This is a genomic window from Rhizobium sp. CIAT894, from assembly GCF_000172795.2.
Taxonomy (GTDB): domain Bacteria; phylum Pseudomonadota; class Alphaproteobacteria; order Rhizobiales; family Rhizobiaceae; genus Rhizobium.
Window position 1 is genome coordinate 105,237 of the sequence record NZ_CP020951.1, and the last position, 16,418, is coordinate 121,654.

Consider the following 16,418-nt stretch of genomic DNA (forward strand, 5'->3'; position numbering starts at 1 on the left):
AACATCATGGCCGCACGCATATACAAGACAGGTTGGTTTACCAAAGCGGCGCGCAAGGCACATATATCCGATTCCGAATTGCGCGAAGCTATCATGCAAGTGGCGGAGGGTAAGGCCGACGATCTGGGCGGCGGTGTTTTCAAAAAGCGTCTAAAAGACAACCGGCATCGTTCGATCGTTCTGGCGAATGCCGGGCGATTTTTGGGTGTTCGCCTATCTTTTCGCCAAGAAAGATCGCGCGAATATCGATGACGCGGAACTGGCGGCTTTTAAGGTGCTTGCTGGTTTGTACCGCAAGAAAACGGCCTCCGATATCGAAACCGAACTTCGAGCGGGCGCGCTCGTGGAGGTAGATAATGAAGACGAAGCGTAAATTCAAAAGCGATGCTTTCGAGGCGATCCACAGTTCAGTCGAAGCAATGTACAGTGCCGGCACGGTCGACAAGGAAACAATGCGCTCCTTCGATGAAACTTGCCTCGTTTCGCCCAGCGTACTCGATCCTGAAGAGATTAAGGCGTTACGGGAAACCAATCACGTCAGCCAACCGGTATTCGCACGATATCTCAATACCAGCGAATCCACGGTGCAGAAGTGGGAAAGCGGCGCCAAGCGGCCGAGCGGAATCGCGCTGAAGCTGCTTTCGATCGTACAGAAGCACGGCCTTCAGGTTCTGAGCTAAACCGCTCCAAGCCGCCTGATATTTCCTGCTAGCTCCTCGGCCAGCCGCAGCGAAGCGGCCGTTGCCATCGCCATTTGCGGCAGCAGCAGCCATTCGAGCGTCCAGGCAGCACCCGAGCGTTCCTGTTCGTGGACGAGGGACTGGTGGACGCCGGACAGCGCCGTCGCGTTGAAGCGGGCGAGCGTGACCAGGGTTTCGGCGGCGACCGGGTTCTGCTTGTGGGCCATCGCCGACGAGGTGCCGCCGCCTGCGATTTCGATCTCCTGGCCTGCCTGGGCAAGCAGGGCGATATCCTGGCCGATCTTGCCGAGGCTGCCGGAGATCGAGGCAAACAGGCCGGCGATATCGGCGATCGGCAGACGCCCGCTCTGCCATTGCCTGATATCGGTGAGGCCGAGTTCTTGGGCGAGCGAGGCGCGGATTGCCGGGCCATGTGCCCCGAGCTTGTCGAGCGTGCCGGCGGCGCCCCCGAACTGGACGGGAAAACTCTGCTCGGTCAGGCGGTCGCGATAGGTGATCAGCGGTGCGCGCCAGGCGTCAAGTCGGTCGGAGACGCTGATCGGGATCGCCGCCTGCATTCGGGTGTGAGCCATCAGCCGGCTACGGCCAAACTGGCGATCGAGACCATCGAGCGCTCCGGCAATCGTGGAAAGCCGGCCGGCAAACAGGAAGGTGATGGCCTTCATGCGGATCATCAGGCTGGTGTCGATCACATCCTGGCTGGTGGCGCCCAGATGCAGGCTTTTGGCCGCTTCCTCGCCGACTTCGGTGCGCAGTTGCTTGACGAGATCGGGGACGACGACGCCGTCCCTTGCCGTTGCCGATCGCAGGCTGGCGAGATCGGGGGAAAAGCCGGCGCAGGCCTCGGCGATCCGCCTTGCAGCTTCGGCAGGGATGAGGCCATGGGCGGCCTCGGCTTTGGCAAGTGCTGCCTCGAAGGAGAGCATGGCGCGAAGATCGGCCTCGGCGGAGAAATAGGGCGCGATTTCATCGTCGCCGAGCAGGCCGGAGAGGAAGGGGTGGTCGAAGGGCGATGCGGTCATGGATTGCTCGTTTGTGGTGGTGGCCCCCTCATCCGGCTGCCGCCACCTTCTCCCCGAGGGGAGAAGGGGTTTGGAGGCAGCGCCGGCGCCTATGGGCATGTCATCTCGTCTGGCACATCCCCTCTCCCCTCGGGGAGAGGGCAGGGTGAGGGGGCTCCTTGCACTGAACCTCAAGGACAAGCCGCTGGCCAGCCCCCTCAAATATCCAGAAACACCGTCTCGTTGGCACCCTGCAGATGGATGTCGAAATGGCAGGTCGCGCCGTCGCGGGTGGCGATCATCGTTGCGACGCGCTCGCGATGTTCGATGCGGGCAAGCAGCGGGTCGCCGGCATTGGCCTCGGCCTCCTCCGGGAAATACATGCGCGTATGCAGGCCGACATTGATGCCGCGGGCGACGATCCAGAGGGTGATATGCGGGGCCTGTCTGCGGCCGTCCTTGAAGGGGACGCGGCCCGGCTTGATGGTCTCGAAGCTGTAGACGCCGTCTTCGGCTCGTGTCGGGCAGCGGCCCCAGCCGGTGAAATTCGGGTCGGCGGCGCCGCGCAATTCCGAGGGGCTGTTGTAGAGGCCGGCGCTGTCGGCCTGCCAGATCTCGACAACGGCATCGCGCACCAGGGCGCCGGCGCCGTCCAGGACGCGGCCGGTCACGGTGATGCGCTCGCCGAGCGTCTTGTCGTTGACCATCGCCGTGCCGAGATCGCTGTCGTAGACGCCCGTTATGTCGCAGAAATTCGGCGTCAGGCCGATATGGACATAGGGGCCTGCCGTCTGCGACGGGGTTTCCTTGAGATAACCGAGCTGCTGCATGGTCAATTGCCCTCCAGCCTGTTTTCGAACATCGTCGAGCGGCGGCCGCGCAGCACGATATCGAATTTATAGGCGCGTGAATCCATCGGGATGGTATTGCCCCAGTCGAGCGGCGCGATCAGCTGCTCGATCGCCGCCTTGTCGGGGATGGTGCCGACGATCGGACATTTCCAGATCATCGGATCGCCTTCGAAATACATCTGGGTGATCAGCCGCTGGGCAAAGCCGTGGCCGAAGATCGAGAAATGGATATGGGCGGGGCGCCAGTCGTTGACGCCGTTCGGCCAGGGATAGGCGCCGGGCCGCACCGTGCGGAAATGGTAGCGGCCTTCCTCATCGGTGATGGCGCGGCCGCAGCCGCCGAAATTCGGGTCGATCGCTGCGAGATAACTTTCCTTCTTGTGGCGGTAGCGACCGCCGGCATTGGCCTGCCAGAACTCGACCAGCGCACCGGCAACCGGCCTGGCGCGCTCGTCGAGCACCCGGCCATGGACGATGATGCGTTCGCCGATGGCGCTTTCGCCCGGCCGCGCATAGTTGAGGATCAGGTCGTTGTCCAGTTCGCCGATGATCGAATGGCCGAAGACCGGGCCTGTCGTTTCGGAAATCGTGCCGTCGAGCGACAGCAGCGCGCGTTGCGGTGCGCGCAGCACCGAGGTTTTGTAGCCGGGGGTCAGGGCCGGCGCATGCCAGGCGCGGTCGCGGGCGAAGAAGGCGCCGGTCTCCGGCTTTTGGTTGGGTCGTTCGGACATCTCTCTCCTTCAGGCCGCCTTCTCGGCGTCCATTTGTGCAAAGGCCTGCTTGGCAATCTTGATCGCGTGGTTGGCGGCGGGGACGCCGGCATAGATCGCCACATGCAAGAGCGCCTCGCAGATATCCTCGCGGCTTGCTCCCGTATTGGCAGTGGCGCGCACATGCATGGCGACTTCGTCATCCTGGCCAAGTGCGGCCAGCAGGGCGATGGTGACGATCGAACGCTCACGCTTGCTCAGCGCCGGGCGCGACCAGACATGGCCCCAGGCGGCTTCGGTGATCAGCTCCTGGAAGGGGCGGTCGAACTCGGTCGTTGCCGCTGTGGCGCGCTCGACATGGGCGTCGCCGAGCACGGCGCGGCGGGTCGCCATGCCCTGCCGGTAACGCTCGGAGGAGGCGGTCTCGTTCATCGGTTGGTGTCTCCAGGTGGAATGGATGTGAGGAAGGCGCGGATGATCGCCGTCAGCGCCTCCGGCTGCTCGACGCAGGGAATATGGGCGCAGTCGGCGATCACCTCGTAACGGGCGCCCGGGATCAGCCGCGCCGTCGAGAGCACGAGATCGGGCGGCGTCGAACCGTCCTGGTCGCCGACGATGCAGACCGTCGGCACAGCGATCGTCTTGGCCGCTTCGGTGAAATCGGCATCGCGGATGGCTTCGCAGGCGGCGATATAACCCTCGACCGGCTGGCGCGTCAGCATGTTGCAATAGCCCGAATAGGCGGTGTTTTCGGGCCGGCGGAAGGCCGGGGTGAACCAGCGCTCCATGATGGCGTCGACGATGCTGGCGATGCCGTTTTTCTCAACGGCGGCGATGCGGGCATTCCAGCTCTCGGCCGTGCCGATCTTGTGGGCTGTGTCGCTGAGGATCAGGGCGCCGACCAGATCCGGCCGGCGCTGATAGAGCGACTGGGCGATCAGGCCGCCGACGGACAGACCGCAGATGACGGCATTTTTCACCGACAGCAGATCGAGCAGCCCGGCGAGATCGGTCGCATGGTCTTCGATCGACGCGGGGAGCTGGCCGACATCGGACAGGCCGTGGCCGCGCTTGTCGTAAAGCACGATGGCGTAGTCACCGGCAAGCCGCACCACGACATCGCGCCAGATGCGGAAATCCGTCCCGAGCGAATTGATGAAGACGATCACCGGCCGGTCGGCAGGCGCGCCGATCACCTGATAATGGATCGTCACGTCGTTTATGCGGGCGAATTGCACGTCACGTCCTCATCAGGTTGGCTCGGCCGAGAGGCCGGCATTGTTTGGTTCCGCTGGCGGGGCGCGACAACGCCGCGATGGCTCTGTCCGTCCCCCATTTCTCCGTCATGCTCGGGCTTGACCCGAGCATCCACGCGGCACCCGCCAGCAGCCGCGGTATGGATCCTCGGGTCAAGCCCGAGGATGACGGAGAGTGGGGTTGGTTGGCCCTCACAAATTGCACGTCACTCCCTCATCAAGTCAGTTCCGCCGGCAAGTGCGTTTCCGACACGGTCGTCAACGCCGCAATGGCTCCGTCCGTCCCCCCAATTCTCCGTCATGCTCGGGCTTGACCCGAGCATCCACGAGGCACCCACCAGCGCCGCGGCATGGATCCTCGGGTCAAGCCCGAGGATGACGGAGAGTGGGGGAGGCTCTTCGCCAAACTCGTCCCGGCATAGAAGGCCCATCCAACGGCACACACTCCTAATCGCAAAACTGACCGGTTGATCCGGTTAAGTAAAATGATATTTTCAGGCATTTCGATAACCCCGGAGTTATGGAATGATCGACAGCCGCGTCAAGTTTCGTCATCTGCAGACCTTTGTCGAAGTGGCGCGGCAGAAGAGCGTCATGAAGGCGGCCGAATTGCTGCATGTCAGCCAGCCGGCGGTGACGAAGACGATCCGCGAGCTGGAACAGGCGCTGGGTGTTGCCGTCTTCGAGCGTGATGGCCGCGGCATCAAGATCACCCGTTACGGCGAGGTCTTCCTGCGTCACGCCGGGGCGGCGCTGACGGCGCTGCGCCAGGGGCTCGATTCCGTCTCGCAGGAGCAGTTCGCCGATGCGCCGGCGATCCGCATCGGCGCGCTGCCGACGGTGTCGTCGCGCATCATGCCGCGGGCGATGGAGCTCTTCCTCAAGGAGCGGACCTGGAGCCGGGTGAAGATCGTCACCGGCGAGAATGCCGTGCTGCTGGAGCAGCTTCGCGTCGGCGATCTCGACGCCGTCGTCGGACGCCTGGCCGGGGCGGAGAAGATGGCGGGCTTTTCCTTCGAGCATCTCTATTCCGAGCAGGTGGTCTTTGCCGTGCGCCCCGGCCATCCGCTTCTCAAGGGCGGCCAATCGCCCTTCTCGGGTTTCGGTGATTACACCGTGCTGATGCCGACGCGGGGTTCGATCATCCGGCCGGTGGTCGAAAATTTCCTCATCGCCAACGGCGTCTCCAGCCTGCCGAACCAGATCGAGACGGTCTCGGATTCCTTCGGCCGCGCCTTCCTGCGCTCGAGCGACGCGATCTGGATCATTTCCAACGGCGTGGTGGCCGGCGACGTCGCCGACGGGCGGCTGGCGCTGCTGCCGGTCGATACCGGCGAGACCAGAGGCCCGGTCGGCCTGACGATGCGCGCCGATGCCGTGCCTTCGGTGCCGCAATCGATCCTGATGCAGACGATCCGCGAGGCGGCCGGGGAGCTTTCCTAACGGCTCAGCCCCTTAAATCTGCTTGTCGCTTGCCCAGATTTGGACTATGTCTAATTCAAGACAGGAGGCTATTATGCAGCATGCACGACGCAGCGAGCGGGAAAGCCAGGGGCCGCAGCGGCTTGAGACGGACAGGTTTGCGCCGGCAAATCGCAAAAGGCTGAGTGCACCGGCCTTGCGAACCTTCCTGGCGATTGCCGATCTCTGGGGCTTGAGCGAAGAACAGCGCCTGCTGGTGCTCGGGTATCCCTCGCGGTCGACCTATCACAGTTGGGCCAAGCAAGCGCGCGAGCACGGGGCTTTCACCCTCGATGTCGATACGCTGACCCGGATTTCCGCCGTGCTCGGCATCCATCAGGCGCTCGGCGTACTGTTTGCCGACGAACGGGCCGGCGTTGCCTGGCTGCGCGTGCCGCATCAGGCGCCGGTGTTCGGCGGCCATCCGCCGCTTGATATCGTCACCAACGGAACCCAGGACGGGCTGATGACCGTGCGCCGCTTCCTCGATGGCGCCCGAGGCGGCGTCTATATGCAGCCGAACAAGCTCGACGAAGCTTTTGCGGTTTACGAAGATGCGGACATCGTCTTCCGGTGAGTGAGCGCTTTGCCGAGGCGCCGCGTCCCTCCTACCGGCTGATCCCATCGCAATTTCCGCCGATCGGGCTTTTCGAGACGGTGGCGAGGGCGGCCGATCTCGAAGCGGTGATGGAACTGGTCGGCTGGACCAACGACCGTCTCGTTGCCGACCGCATCCAACGGCTTCCCAGGGATGAGTGGGTTTACGGCACTGCAAACGCCAGCATCGTCATGGCGGCCTTCCTGCATGTCGCCCCCGGCGGCATGCGTTTCAACGGCCCCGATCTCGGTGCCTGGTATGCCGCCGACAATCTGAAGACAGCCGCCGCCGAGGTCGGCCATCATCTCCGGCGCGAGGCTGTCGCGCGCGGGGTAGCGACGATGGCGCGTACCTATCGAAGCTATTCGGCCATCCTGATCGGCGATTACCTCGACATTCGCGGCGAACAGGCGCTGCGGCCCGACGTCTATGACGGCAAAAGCTATAGGGCGTCGCAGGTGCTGGGCGAACAGGTGCGCTCAAGCGGCGGCGCCGGCATCCTCTATAACAGTGTCCGGCTGCGAGGCGGCGTCAACATCGCCGCGCACCGGCCGAGGAACATCCGCGACGTGCTGCAGGCCGATCATTTCGAAATCACCGTTTCTGCCACCGAGCGGCGCATCGATGTCAGGAAGCTTGCAACCCGACGACGACAGCCCAGAGATAGCGCTTAAACCGGCAGACCTTCGGCCCAGGCCTTTGCCGCCTTGGCCATCGTGGCGAGGTGATCGGCAGTGGAGAAGCCGGAGATCGTCTTGCGCGGCTTGAGGTCGTGGTCGCCGTCCTCGAGCCAGAGGATCTCGATCCTGTCGGAGAGATCATAGCCCGGCACCTCGTCGCGGGTGCCGAATTCATCGCGGGTCCCCTGGCAGATCAGTGCCGGCGTCGTGAGCCCGGTGAGATGGCCGGTGCGCAGCTTCTCCGGCTGGCCGGGCGGATGGAAGGGATAGCCGAGGCAGAGCAGCCCAGCGATTTTTTCCCTGCGATAGAGATCGTCGGCGATCATGCTGGCGACCCGGCCGCCCATCGACTTGCCGCCGATGATCAGCGGGCCACCGGCACCGAGCGCGGTTATCGCCGCCTCATATTCGGGATTGAGCGTTTCGGCCCGCGGCGGCGGCTTGCGGCCCTCCGCCGTGCGCCGCGCCGCCATATAGGCGAATTCGAAACGGGCCACACGGAAACCAACCGTGGCGAGCGCCTCCGCCGCCGATGTCATCGATGCCGAATCCATCGGCGCGCCGGCGCCATGCGCCAGCAGAATGGTGAAGCGGGCATCACGGGGGCCTTGAAGCAGAAACCTGTCAGACATCGGCAAAACTGTCCCTTGAAAGTCAGGCCGGAAGGGTCCATATACGGCTCCTGCCTGAAAAATGGATGCGCGCGGTATCGACGTCGTCGAACTGTTCGCTGTCCGACAGGATAAGGGCGCTCCCCGCAAGGGTCGAGCGCCCTTTTTGCTTTTCGGATATCGGCTGGAGTGACGGCCTTGAGTTCATGCTGGTGCGATGGGGATCAACTCCCACCATACTCTATATAGCACTTCGGAATCCCGAAATTGGCTGCGCCGTTGAAATCACTGTATATTTTCCTGCGGCGACGGCGCTGAAAACGCGTCGGATTTCGGAATCCCGAAGCGGGGGGATTTCGGGATTCCGAAGTGGGATTTTTTTCGCCCCGTCGTTTTTCGCTGAGCAGGATTATCCCATCTCCCGGGTGCTCGCCGTCAGAAAGTCGATGAAGGTGCGGACCTTGGCGGAGAGATATTTGCGGCTCGGATAGACGGCGTAAAGTGTGCTGTTGAAACCGAGCGTGATGGCGGGAAGCACGATTTCCAGGCGGCCGGCTTCGATATCCTGCTCGGCCATCCATGCCGGCAGGAAGGCGAGGCCCATGCCGCGCAGGGCCGCGAGATGCATAATTGTCTCATTGTCGCTGAGCATCACGGTGCGGAAGGTGATCTTGTGTGGCCCGTCCGGACCTTCCAGCGACATGCTTTCCCCGAGGTTGACGCCGGAGTAGCGAAGCAATGCATGGCCGTTGAGTTCGGCGACGTTTTGAGGTCGCCCGGTTCGCGCGAGGTAATCCGGCGAGGCCATGAGACGAAACTGCACATTCGTCAGTGGGCGGGCGACGAGACCGGGATCGAGCCGGTCCTGCGACGTTGCCCGCAGCGCAAGATCGAAACCTTCGTCAACCAGGTTCACCAGCCGGCCGCTGAGATCCAAGTCCAGGCAGACATCGGGGTAGCGCCGGTTATAGGCTGCCAGCATGTCTGTAAAATAGCCGGTTGCCGCCCAAACCGGCGCACTCAATTTCAGGGTACCGCGGGGCGCCACCGTCACATTGCCGATGGCGTCTTCCACCTCGTCCAGCCGTTCGAGCATCTCCCTGGTCTGGTTGAAATAAAGCCGCCCGGTCTCCGTCAGGCTGACATGGCGGCTGGTTCGGTTGAGCAGCCGCGTCCCCAGCCGGTTCTCGAGCTGCATCACATGCTTGCTCGCCATTGCAGGTGAGACGCCAAGGCGATCGGCGGCAGCGGTGAAGCTTTTCAGTTCGGCAACGGTGCAGAACACCCGCAGGCTCGTCAACGTATCCATTGATCATCAACATCCAGGAAATGGTTCTTCAATATTCGCCACATTGATCAATAATGGAGAAAAAATCAAAATCTTTCCCATCGAAGCGCCGCCCCCATGCTCGTGGCAATGATGCGAAGGACAATTCCGGTGACAAATTCCAGACTCCCGACCTATTTTGTCAGCCATGGCGGCGGCCCCTGGCCCTATATGACGGGTGAATTCCGCCGCAATTTCGATGTGCTCGAACAGTCGCTGGTCGACATGCGCGCCGAACTCGGTGATGCGCCGAAGGCGATCCTCGTGGTCTCGGGTCACTGGGAAGAGGATGGTTTTGCCATATCGTCGGGCGTCAAGCCGGGCATGGTCTACGATTATTACGGGTTTCCCGAACACCTCTATCACATCACCTACAATGCTCCCGGTTCGCCCGATCTCGCAAACCGCGTGCAGCATCTGCTGCGGGCGAGCGGCATCGAAGCGGCGCTCGATCCGACCCGCGGTTACGATCACGGCACTTTCAGCATCATGAAGCCGCTCTATCCGGAAGAGAACATCCCCGTCGTGCAGCTTTCGCTGGATGCGGGTTACGATCCGGCGCTGCACATCAGCGTCGGCCGGGCACTTGCGCCGTTGCGCGACGAGGGCGTCCTGATCATCGGCAGCGGTCTCAGCTATCACAACCTTTCGGCCATGCGCGGCACGGGCGGATATGAGCCGTCCCGCCGCTTCGACGCCTGGCTTCAGGAAACGCTGGCTCACACGGCCTGCGACAAGCGCACCGAGCGGCTGCTCGAATGGCAGCAGGCGCCGGCTGCGCGGGCGGCGCATCCGCGCGAAGACCATCTCATCCCGCTGATGGTGGTGGTCGGCGCCGCCGAGAACGAAGCCGGCGCCACCACCTATCACCAGAAGGACTTCGCCGGCGGGCTCACCGCATCGAGCTTCCGTTTCGGCCGCGTGCCCTCGACCCCTCAATCACATGGAGATGCGCAATGACCAGCGAAACCTTCAAGCCGATCGTCTACCTCAAGGAAAACTGCCCCTTCTGCCTCAAGGTTCGCCTCTTCCTTCTGGAATCGGGTCTGGGATCGGACGTGGAAAGCCGCGACTTCGTTCCCGGAACCGAGCAGGAAGAGAAGATCCGGGCGGAGCTGTCGCCGCATCTCGACAGAGTGAGCTTTCCTTCGGCGCAGCTCGAGCTCGGCCGCTACGTCACCGAATCCGACGATATCATTGCATTTTTCGCAGCGAAGGCCGGCCGCGATCCGGCGGGCATGACGGTTTACCGGAACTATGTCGATGGGGTCTTCGCCATGTCGATGAAGCTCTGGAAAGAAAACCAGGAACTGAAGAAGGCGGCCTCCGCCGCCTGACCTCCCATCAACCTCTTTGGAGAAACTCGATGATCAATACCGGCAAATGGACGCCATACGTCCTCGCACTTCTGCGCATCATGGCGGCCCTGCTCTTCCTCGAACATGCCACCATGAAGTTTCTGCAGTTTCCGGGTCCGATTCAAGGCGTACCCTATCCGCTGCCCGCCCTCCTGCTGGTTGCAGGCGCAATCGAGGTGATCACCTCTGCTCTGATGCTCGTCGGATTTCAAACGCGCATCGCAGCATTCATCGCTTCGGGCGAAATGGCTGCCGCCTATTTCATGGGCCATATGCCGTATGGCTTCTGGCCGGCGCTGAACATGGGCGAAGGCGCCATCCTGTTCTGCTTCATCTTCCTCTACATCGCCTTTGCCGGCGGCGGAGCCTGGACGCTCGACAACACGCGTCGTCCCGCCACGGCCTGAGACCGCGCCATCCGGAAATCGCCTATGCCCGGCTGCCGGGCGGCAGTTGGGCATAGGCGCAACGAAACGCTGAAATTCTGGAGACGCCATGAAAGCGGCACTTCTCAAATCCTACGGTGATGTCGACCAGTTCGAAATCGCGGACCTTCCGGCGCCGAAGCCCGGACCGGGCGAAGTCCTGATCAAGATCGAGGCATCCGCCGTCAACCCTTTCGATCTCATTCTCCGCCAGGGCTTCATGGCCCAGTATATCCCGCTTCCGCTGCCGGCCGTGCTCGGCGGTGACGCCGCCGGCACCATCTCGGCACTCGGCGAAGGCGTGACCGGTTTTACGGTCGGCGAGCGGGTCGTCGCCGATTTTGCCGCAAACGGCAAAGGCGCCCATGCAGAGTATGGTGTGGTTCCCTCGACATCCATCGCAAGGCTGCCCGCCGCACTCGGCTTCGAGCAGGGCGCCTCGCTGGTCAAGGCAGGTCTTACCGGCCGGCAGACCGTCGAAGCGCTCGGCGTCAAGGCCGGCGACCGGGTTCTGGTTTCCGGCGGCCTCGGCACGGTCGGACGGTCCGCCATTCAATACCTCAAGCAGATCGGCGCCCAGCCGGTTGCCGGCGTCCGGCCCGAGCGCCTGAACGAAGGCCGGGCGCTGGCGGGCGAAGCGCTCGACATCACGGTTGCCGCCGTAAGCCCGAGCTTCGACTATGCGATCAGCACGGCCGGCCCGGTGGCCGGCAACCTCATCGGTCATGTCCGCGACGGTGGCGCGATTGCGAGCATCGTTCCGGTGCCGGAAGGCGCCAATGCCGCAGGCCGTGTTATCGTCCGTGAACTCTACCATCGCACCGACGCGGCCATGCTCGACGCTATTCTGGCGTCCGCCGCCAGCGGTGAGCTGGTGATCCCGATTTCCCACACCTTCACCCTGGAGCAGATCGGCCTTGCCCAGAACGCGGTTGCGGCAGGTGCTCCCGGGAAGGTCGTTCTCAAACACTGAAAGACAGAGACGCGGCCCCGTGCCGCGTACACCCCATCGACCGGCATGAGGTTCTTCATGCCGGCCGTCTCGGCCGCTTGTGCAGTTTTTCTGTTCCGCTGCTCCTCAAAGGCGGATTTTTCCCGTCGCCCTTGTCGATTTTCGCATCCTCCGATCGTCATGCCAACGATGCGCTAGAATTCCCTTTGCGGCTTCAGCGCGTCCTTGGGCGCGTCAGAGACGCGCGGCAACAGAAGGAGGACATGTCATGGATAACCAGCATCTGGTCCCTGCAGCCGTGCTTGCGGCAAAGAATGGCGTCCGGTTTCCCAATGAGACCGAGGAATATCGTAGCGCCCGCGACGCGCTGCTCGCCGAAGAGATCGAATTGCGCCGGCACATCGAGCGTGTCGCGAGGCAGCGGCGGGCGCTGCCGCCGGGCGGCGAAGTCAAGAAGGATTATCGCTTCGAAGGCGCCGGCGGGCCGATCTCGCTCACCGAACTCTTCGCGGATAAGCAGACGCTGATCGTCTACAGCTACATGTACGGCCCCCAGCGCGAGCGCCCGTGCCCGATGTGCACCTCGCTGCTGTCGGCCTGGGACGGCGAAGTGCCCGACATCCAGCAGCGCGCCGCCCTTGCGGTCGTTGCCCGCTCGCCGATCGGAAGGCTGCTCGCCTTCAAGAAGGAGCGCGGCTGGCATCACCTGCCGCTCTATTCCGACCTGACCGATGAATACAGCCGTGATTATCACGCGGTCGGCAGGGACGGCGGCGATGGCGCTGCCTTCAACGTCTTCACGCGGCGCGACGGGACCATCCGCCACTTCTGGAGCCAGGAAATGGGCGACGTCACTTCCGATCCCGGCGAGGACCCGCGCGGCGCGCCCGACCTGATGCCGCTCTGGACCCTGATCGACACGACGCCGGAAGGCCGGGCGCCGGACTGGTATCCGAAGCTGTCCTATTGAGTTCCGACGGACCCATGGACAGGAGCCGGCGAGGGACAGCTGTGTCTTCCCAGCAAGGCGGTATTTTCACTCAAGAAAAAAGGGGAGCACCGGTGGCGCTCCCCAATTGGGGGGAGAATGGAGTGTCTCCCCGGGATCAAATAGGCTGTCAGGAACATTTCCGCTGAACCGCTCTGTTCAAACGAAGAGATGCTTTGCTCCGTTTTCATGATCGAGGAGCCATCGTTTGCGCGAAAGGCCGCTCCCATACCCCGTCAAAGAGGCATCGGATCCGATCACCCTATGGCAGGGGACGACGATGTTTATGAAGTTCGCTCCATTCGCCGCGCCCACTGCACGGGTACCGGCCGGGCTCCCGACGCGGCGGGCAAGCTCTGCGTAGCTGATCGTTGAACCAGGCGGAATCAGACAAAGCTGCTGCCACACCTTGATCTGAAACGGGGTTCCGCTGGTTTTCACGCGTATGTTTGCAAGGGTGTTGAGGTCACCATCAAAATAGGCCTCTAGGGCTTCGTGGGACGGGCTTCGCTGGTTGCTGACACGGTTTATCAAGCCGTCGATGCCGAAATGGCGGGTCAAAAGCTTGTTCATCCGCTCCGACAGATCTTCCCAATCCGCCAGACGAAGTGTCCCGTCTTCCTCGCTGAAAAGGAAGAGGGTTCCGATCGGTGTGCTCAGATGCTCGGTGAGAAGTGTTACCTTTTTCACCGTGCCGCCATGGGAGTTCGCCGGCGTCATGCTTTGATTTCCCGCACATTCGGGAGGAAAATGGCGAGGATGCCGATCGCCGGAAGGAAGGCGCAGATATCGAATACGAAAACTATGCCCTTCCAGTCAGCCAATGCGCCAAGCATCGCCGCGCCGATACCACCGATCCCGAAAATGAATCCGAAGAACAGCCCGGAAACCATTCCAACCCGGCCTGGCATCAGCTCCTGCCCATAGACAACGATCGCCGGAAACGCGGAAGCGAGGACGAAACCTATGATGGCGCTCAAGGCAACTGTCGGGACAAGACCCACGTGCGGAAGAACCAGGGTAAAGGGAAGAACCCCTAGAATGGAAACCCAGATCACCAGTTTCCGGCCGAGCCTGTCGCCGATCGGCCCGCCAGCGATCGTGCCGGCGGCAACCGCACCGAAGAACACAAACTGGTAAAGCTGTGCGTCCCGAGTGCTCAAGCCGAATTTTTCCATCAGATAGAAGATGTAGTAGCTCGTGAAGGCGGCGAGGTAGATGTATTTCGAAAACAGCAGAGCGATCAGCACCGCCATGACGGCCAACACCTTTTTTCGAGAAAGGGTCGAGTGTCGAACCATAGCGCCAGCTTTCCGGCGTTCCGCGTGGCCATTCTGTTTGTACCAACGTCCCAGAGCCGTCAGGATAATCATGCCTGCCAACGCGGCCAGAGCGAACCACGCAAGGCCGTCTTGCCCGCGCGGAAGGATGATGAAGGCCGCCGCGAGCGGGCCGACAGCTGACCCGAAATTGCCGCCGACTTGAAACAGGGATTGTGCCAGGCCGTGCGAACCACCTGAAGCCAGACGCGCTATCCGCGAGGTTTCCGGATGAAAGATCGATGAGCCAAGCCCCAGCAACACCCCACCCGCAAGCAGCACCTCGTAGCTCGGGGCATAGGCAAGGGTGATGAGGCCTAACATGGAAGATGCCATCCCGACCGGGAGTGAATATGGCAGAGGCCGCCGATCCGTATATGCCCCAATGAACGGCTGCAGAATTGACGCTGTCACGTTGTAAATGAGGGTCAGAATTCCGATTTGCGCGAACGAAAGCGTAAAATTGCTTTGCAAGATCGGGTAAACCGCAGGCAGCAGGGCCTGCATCATGTCGTTTAGAAAATGACATAAGCTGGCTGCGCCCAGAACCGAGAAAACTGCCGTTTCGGTTTTAATGGCCGGTGATGTAGCAATCGACATTTCAACAACCTCAATGCGGAAAAGTGGAGCGGGTTGCCCCATCGTGCATGCCAGATTAAGGCTCGGTTCTCTACCCATCCACCGATGTTGGGCCGTAATATTACGAAAGTGGGCCACGGCATGCGCAGTCCTCGTATCGATAAGGTTGATCACCTTCCCCGGCCGGTAATCGGGCTGGGCCACGATTACGCCGACGGATTTTTGATAGAGCCCCACGAACACCGACGCGGCCAGCTTATGAACGCAACCTCAGGCCTCATTGTCCTGACCACACCGGAAGGAAAATGGGTGATGCCGCCGCATCGCGGTATGTGGATCCCAGCGGGCGTGCGACATAGCGTTCGCGCGGGGGGCCTGGTTCGAATGCAAAGCCTTTATGTCGAAACCGACCGCGCAGAAGCCATGCCAGTCCACTGCCAGGTTCTTGAGATCACTACGTTCATGCGGAGTCTGATAGGCGAAGTGGTGGGGCTTTCTCTCGATACGGAAGTCGACGGTCGCAGTCAGGCACTGATGGATTTAACGCTATACGAGATGGAACGGCTGCCGAGTCTGCCTTTGTCACTGCCGTTTCCATCGGACGAACGCTTCGCCAAAAAGTGCCGGGAGTTCGTGGGACAGCCAAACATTCATCAGACGACCGATGACTGGAGCAGGGAGCTTGGGATGAGCCGGCGTGCCTTCACACGCATGTTCCGACAGCAGACCGGGTTGAGTTTTGTCGGGTGGCGGCAGCAGGCCTGTCTTCTTTCAGCTTTGCCACAGCTCTCCGCCGGTCAATCTGTGACCTCAGTGGCGATGGAATTGGGATACGAGAACCCGGCCGCGTTTACGATCATGTTTAAACGTGCGTTCGGCAAGCCGCCATTGGCATACCTTGGGTTGCGCTGATTTCCGGTCACCCCCGGCCAGATTGCTCCTTCAGCCGGTGGATCGGTTTCTCGACGTTTCGATCCATTCGAGATTGGCGACCGACGCCTCCGGCAGCGGTGATGGATCGACGTCGTAGACATAGCCGGCGAGCATGTCGGCGGCGCGTTCCGCTGCCTTGATCTTCGCCTCGGTTTCCGCGACCGCCTTGCCGATCGCTTCGATGCGGGCGCGGAACATGTGGGCGAGCACATCGCGGCCGGACTGTTTTTCGAGCCGTTCCAGATGCAGGCCGATGCGCGAGGCGTGGCGTTCCAGTTCGCTCTTGCTGAACCGCGCCTTGCGCAGTTCCTCGGAAAGGCTTTCCTGCATGACGGCGACGGGATCGAAACTTCCGGGCACGCGCTCGTCGAGCACTGCGTCGGTGACGAGCTTCTCGATCATGACGAGCGCCTGCAACTCGGCGGCGTCGGCGAGTTCGACGTCATAGCCGGTATCGTCATAAACCTTGCGGCGGACGGGATCGAGAAGCAGCCCATAGGCTTTCTGCAACTTGTCGAAAGCGTCTGTATCTCCGCCCGAATCGGGGTGGGCGACCTTGGCCAGACGCCGATAGGCGGCCTTCAGCTTTGCCTCGTCCGCATCGCGGTCAACGCCGAGAATTTCGTATGGATCCGTCACGCCTGCTCCCTTGCTACCCAACGTGGCGG

At 62.1% G+C, this 16,418-nt stretch carries 20 protein-coding genes and 1 pseudogene; 11 read left to right on the forward strand and 10 right to left on the reverse strand.

All coding sequences use genetic code 11. The annotated features are described in order from the left end of the window. The first annotated feature begins 6 nt into the window (after positions 1-6). Positions 7-373, forward strand: a pseudogene (locus RHEC894_RS26775) (type II toxin-antitoxin system RelE/ParE family toxin). Next, positions 357-680 (forward strand): DNA-binding transcriptional regulator, encoded by a 324-nt coding sequence (locus tag RHEC894_RS26780; RefSeq protein WP_010067514.1) that lies wholly within the window; start codon positions 357-359, stop codon positions 678-680. Before RHEC894_RS26775 ends, RHEC894_RS26780 begins: the two are co-directional and overlap by 17 nt. On the opposite strand, the gene RHEC894_RS26785 is transcribed toward RHEC894_RS26780, so the two are convergent. The 5 genes from RHEC894_RS26785 to pcaD form a co-directional block, all read right to left on the reverse strand. Then, on the reverse strand, positions 677-1,723 hold the full coding sequence (locus tag RHEC894_RS26785) for a 3-carboxy-cis,cis-muconate cycloisomerase (protein ID WP_085739770.1): 1,047 nt from the start codon (positions 1,721-1,723) through the stop codon (positions 677-679). The two genes, RHEC894_RS26780 and RHEC894_RS26785, sit on opposite strands and share 4 nt — an antisense overlap. Before the next feature lie 197 nt (positions 1,724-1,920). Then, the gene (gene pcaG, locus RHEC894_RS26790; protein ID WP_085739771.1) at positions 1,921-2,532 is read right to left on the reverse strand and encodes a protocatechuate 3,4-dioxygenase subunit alpha; all 612 of its coding nucleotides are present in this window, start codon (positions 2,530-2,532) and stop codon (positions 1,921-1,923) included. A gap of 2 nt (positions 2,533-2,534) precedes the next feature. Further along, complete coding sequence (gene pcaH, locus RHEC894_RS26795; protein WP_085739772.1) at positions 2,535-3,284, reverse strand: protocatechuate 3,4-dioxygenase subunit beta; 750 nt, start codon at positions 3,282-3,284, stop codon at positions 2,535-2,537. A gap of 9 nt (positions 3,285-3,293) precedes the next feature. Further along, complete coding sequence (gene pcaC / locus RHEC894_RS26800) at positions 3,294-3,695, reverse strand: 4-carboxymuconolactone decarboxylase (RefSeq protein ID WP_085739773.1); 402 nt, start codon at positions 3,693-3,695, stop codon at positions 3,294-3,296. Further along, complete coding sequence (gene pcaD, locus RHEC894_RS26805) at positions 3,692-4,501, reverse strand: 3-oxoadipate enol-lactonase (protein WP_085739774.1); 810 nt, start codon at positions 4,499-4,501, stop codon at positions 3,692-3,694. The genes pcaC and pcaD overlap by 4 nt, the downstream gene beginning before the upstream one ends. A gap of 543 nt (positions 4,502-5,044) precedes the next feature. Here pcaD and pcaQ point away from each other — a divergent pair. From pcaQ to RHEC894_RS26825, 3 genes are all read left to right on the forward strand, one after another. Continuing rightward, positions 5,045-5,962, forward strand: coding sequence for a pca operon transcription factor PcaQ (gene pcaQ / locus RHEC894_RS26815; protein ID WP_085739776.1), 918 nt, complete (start codon positions 5,045-5,047; stop codon positions 5,960-5,962). Positions 5,963-6,035: 73 nt separating this feature from the next. Then, on the forward strand, positions 6,036-6,557 hold the full coding sequence (locus RHEC894_RS26820; protein WP_085739777.1) for an MbcA/ParS/Xre antitoxin family protein: 522 nt from the start codon (positions 6,036-6,038) through the stop codon (positions 6,555-6,557). Next, on the forward strand, positions 6,554-7,252 hold the full coding sequence (locus RHEC894_RS26825) for an RES family NAD+ phosphorylase (RefSeq protein WP_085739778.1): 699 nt from the start codon (positions 6,554-6,556) through the stop codon (positions 7,250-7,252). Before RHEC894_RS26820 ends, RHEC894_RS26825 begins: the two co-directional genes overlap by 4 nt. On the opposite strand, the gene RHEC894_RS26830 is transcribed toward RHEC894_RS26825, so the two are convergent. Together RHEC894_RS26830 and RHEC894_RS26835 are read right to left on the reverse strand one after the other, a co-directional pair. Then, a complete protein-coding gene (locus RHEC894_RS26830; protein WP_010068170.1) occupies positions 7,249-7,890 on the reverse strand; it encodes an alpha/beta family hydrolase in 642 nt (213 codons plus the stop codon). The two genes, RHEC894_RS26825 and RHEC894_RS26830, sit on opposite strands and share 4 nt — an antisense overlap. Before the next feature lie 388 nt (positions 7,891-8,278). Continuing rightward, positions 8,279-9,178 (reverse strand): LysR family transcriptional regulator, encoded by a 900-nt coding sequence (locus tag RHEC894_RS26835; protein WP_010067355.1) that lies wholly within the window; start codon positions 9,176-9,178, stop codon positions 8,279-8,281. Between the two features lie 129 nt (positions 9,179-9,307). Between RHEC894_RS26835 and RHEC894_RS26840 the strand changes: the two genes are divergently transcribed. The 5 genes from RHEC894_RS26840 to RHEC894_RS26860 all read left to right on the forward strand — a co-directional run bounded on the left by RHEC894_RS26840 (position 9,308) and on the right by RHEC894_RS26860 (position 12,901). Continuing rightward, on the forward strand, positions 9,308-10,156 hold the full coding sequence (locus RHEC894_RS26840) for a class III extradiol ring-cleavage dioxygenase (RefSeq protein ID WP_089152755.1): 849 nt from the start codon (positions 9,308-9,310) through the stop codon (positions 10,154-10,156). Then, entirely contained in the window at positions 10,153-10,533 is a 381-nt protein-coding gene (locus RHEC894_RS26845) for a glutathione S-transferase N-terminal domain-containing protein (RefSeq protein ID WP_085739780.1), read from the forward strand. Before RHEC894_RS26840 ends, RHEC894_RS26845 begins: the two co-directional genes overlap by 4 nt. Before the next feature lie 29 nt (positions 10,534-10,562). Next, positions 10,563-10,961 (forward strand): DoxX family protein, encoded by a 399-nt coding sequence (locus tag RHEC894_RS26850; RefSeq protein ID WP_049733018.1) that lies wholly within the window; start codon positions 10,563-10,565, stop codon positions 10,959-10,961. Between the two features lie 88 nt (positions 10,962-11,049). After that, positions 11,050-11,952 (forward strand): NADP-dependent oxidoreductase, encoded by a 903-nt coding sequence (locus RHEC894_RS26855; protein WP_085739781.1) that lies wholly within the window; start codon positions 11,050-11,052, stop codon positions 11,950-11,952. A gap of 247 nt (positions 11,953-12,199) precedes the next feature. Beyond that, positions 12,200-12,901 (forward strand): DUF899 family protein, encoded by a 702-nt coding sequence (locus tag RHEC894_RS26860; RefSeq protein ID WP_010068406.1) that lies wholly within the window; start codon positions 12,200-12,202, stop codon positions 12,899-12,901. Positions 12,902-13,078: 177 nt separating this feature from the next. Here the strand turns inward: RHEC894_RS26860 and RHEC894_RS26865 are convergent, their stop codons facing one another. Both RHEC894_RS26865 and RHEC894_RS26870 read right to left on the reverse strand, forming a co-directional pair. Further along, positions 13,079-13,639 carry a methylated-DNA--[protein]-cysteine S-methyltransferase gene (locus tag RHEC894_RS26865; protein ID WP_010068405.1) on the reverse strand — a complete coding sequence of 187 codons (561 nt, stop codon included), beginning with the start codon at positions 13,637-13,639 and terminating at the stop codon, positions 13,079-13,081. Beyond that, complete coding sequence (locus tag RHEC894_RS26870; RefSeq protein WP_085740125.1) at positions 13,636-14,838, reverse strand: MFS transporter; 1,203 nt, start codon at positions 14,836-14,838, stop codon at positions 13,636-13,638. The genes RHEC894_RS26865 and RHEC894_RS26870 overlap by 4 nt, the downstream gene beginning before the upstream one ends. A 120-nt stretch (positions 14,839-14,958) precedes the next feature. On the opposite strand from RHEC894_RS26870, the gene RHEC894_RS26875 reads away from it, so the two are divergent. Then, positions 14,959-15,729 carry a helix-turn-helix transcriptional regulator gene (locus RHEC894_RS26875; RefSeq protein ID WP_245339574.1) on the forward strand — a complete coding sequence of 257 codons (771 nt, stop codon included), beginning with the start codon at positions 14,959-14,961 and terminating at the stop codon, positions 15,727-15,729. Positions 15,730-15,759: 30 nt separating this feature from the next. Here the strand turns inward: RHEC894_RS26875 and RHEC894_RS26880 are convergent, their stop codons facing one another. Continuing rightward, positions 15,760-16,389 (reverse strand): J domain-containing protein, encoded by a 630-nt coding sequence (locus RHEC894_RS26880; RefSeq protein ID WP_085739783.1) that lies wholly within the window; start codon positions 16,387-16,389, stop codon positions 15,760-15,762. Positions 16,390-16,418: the final 29 nt, after the last annotated feature.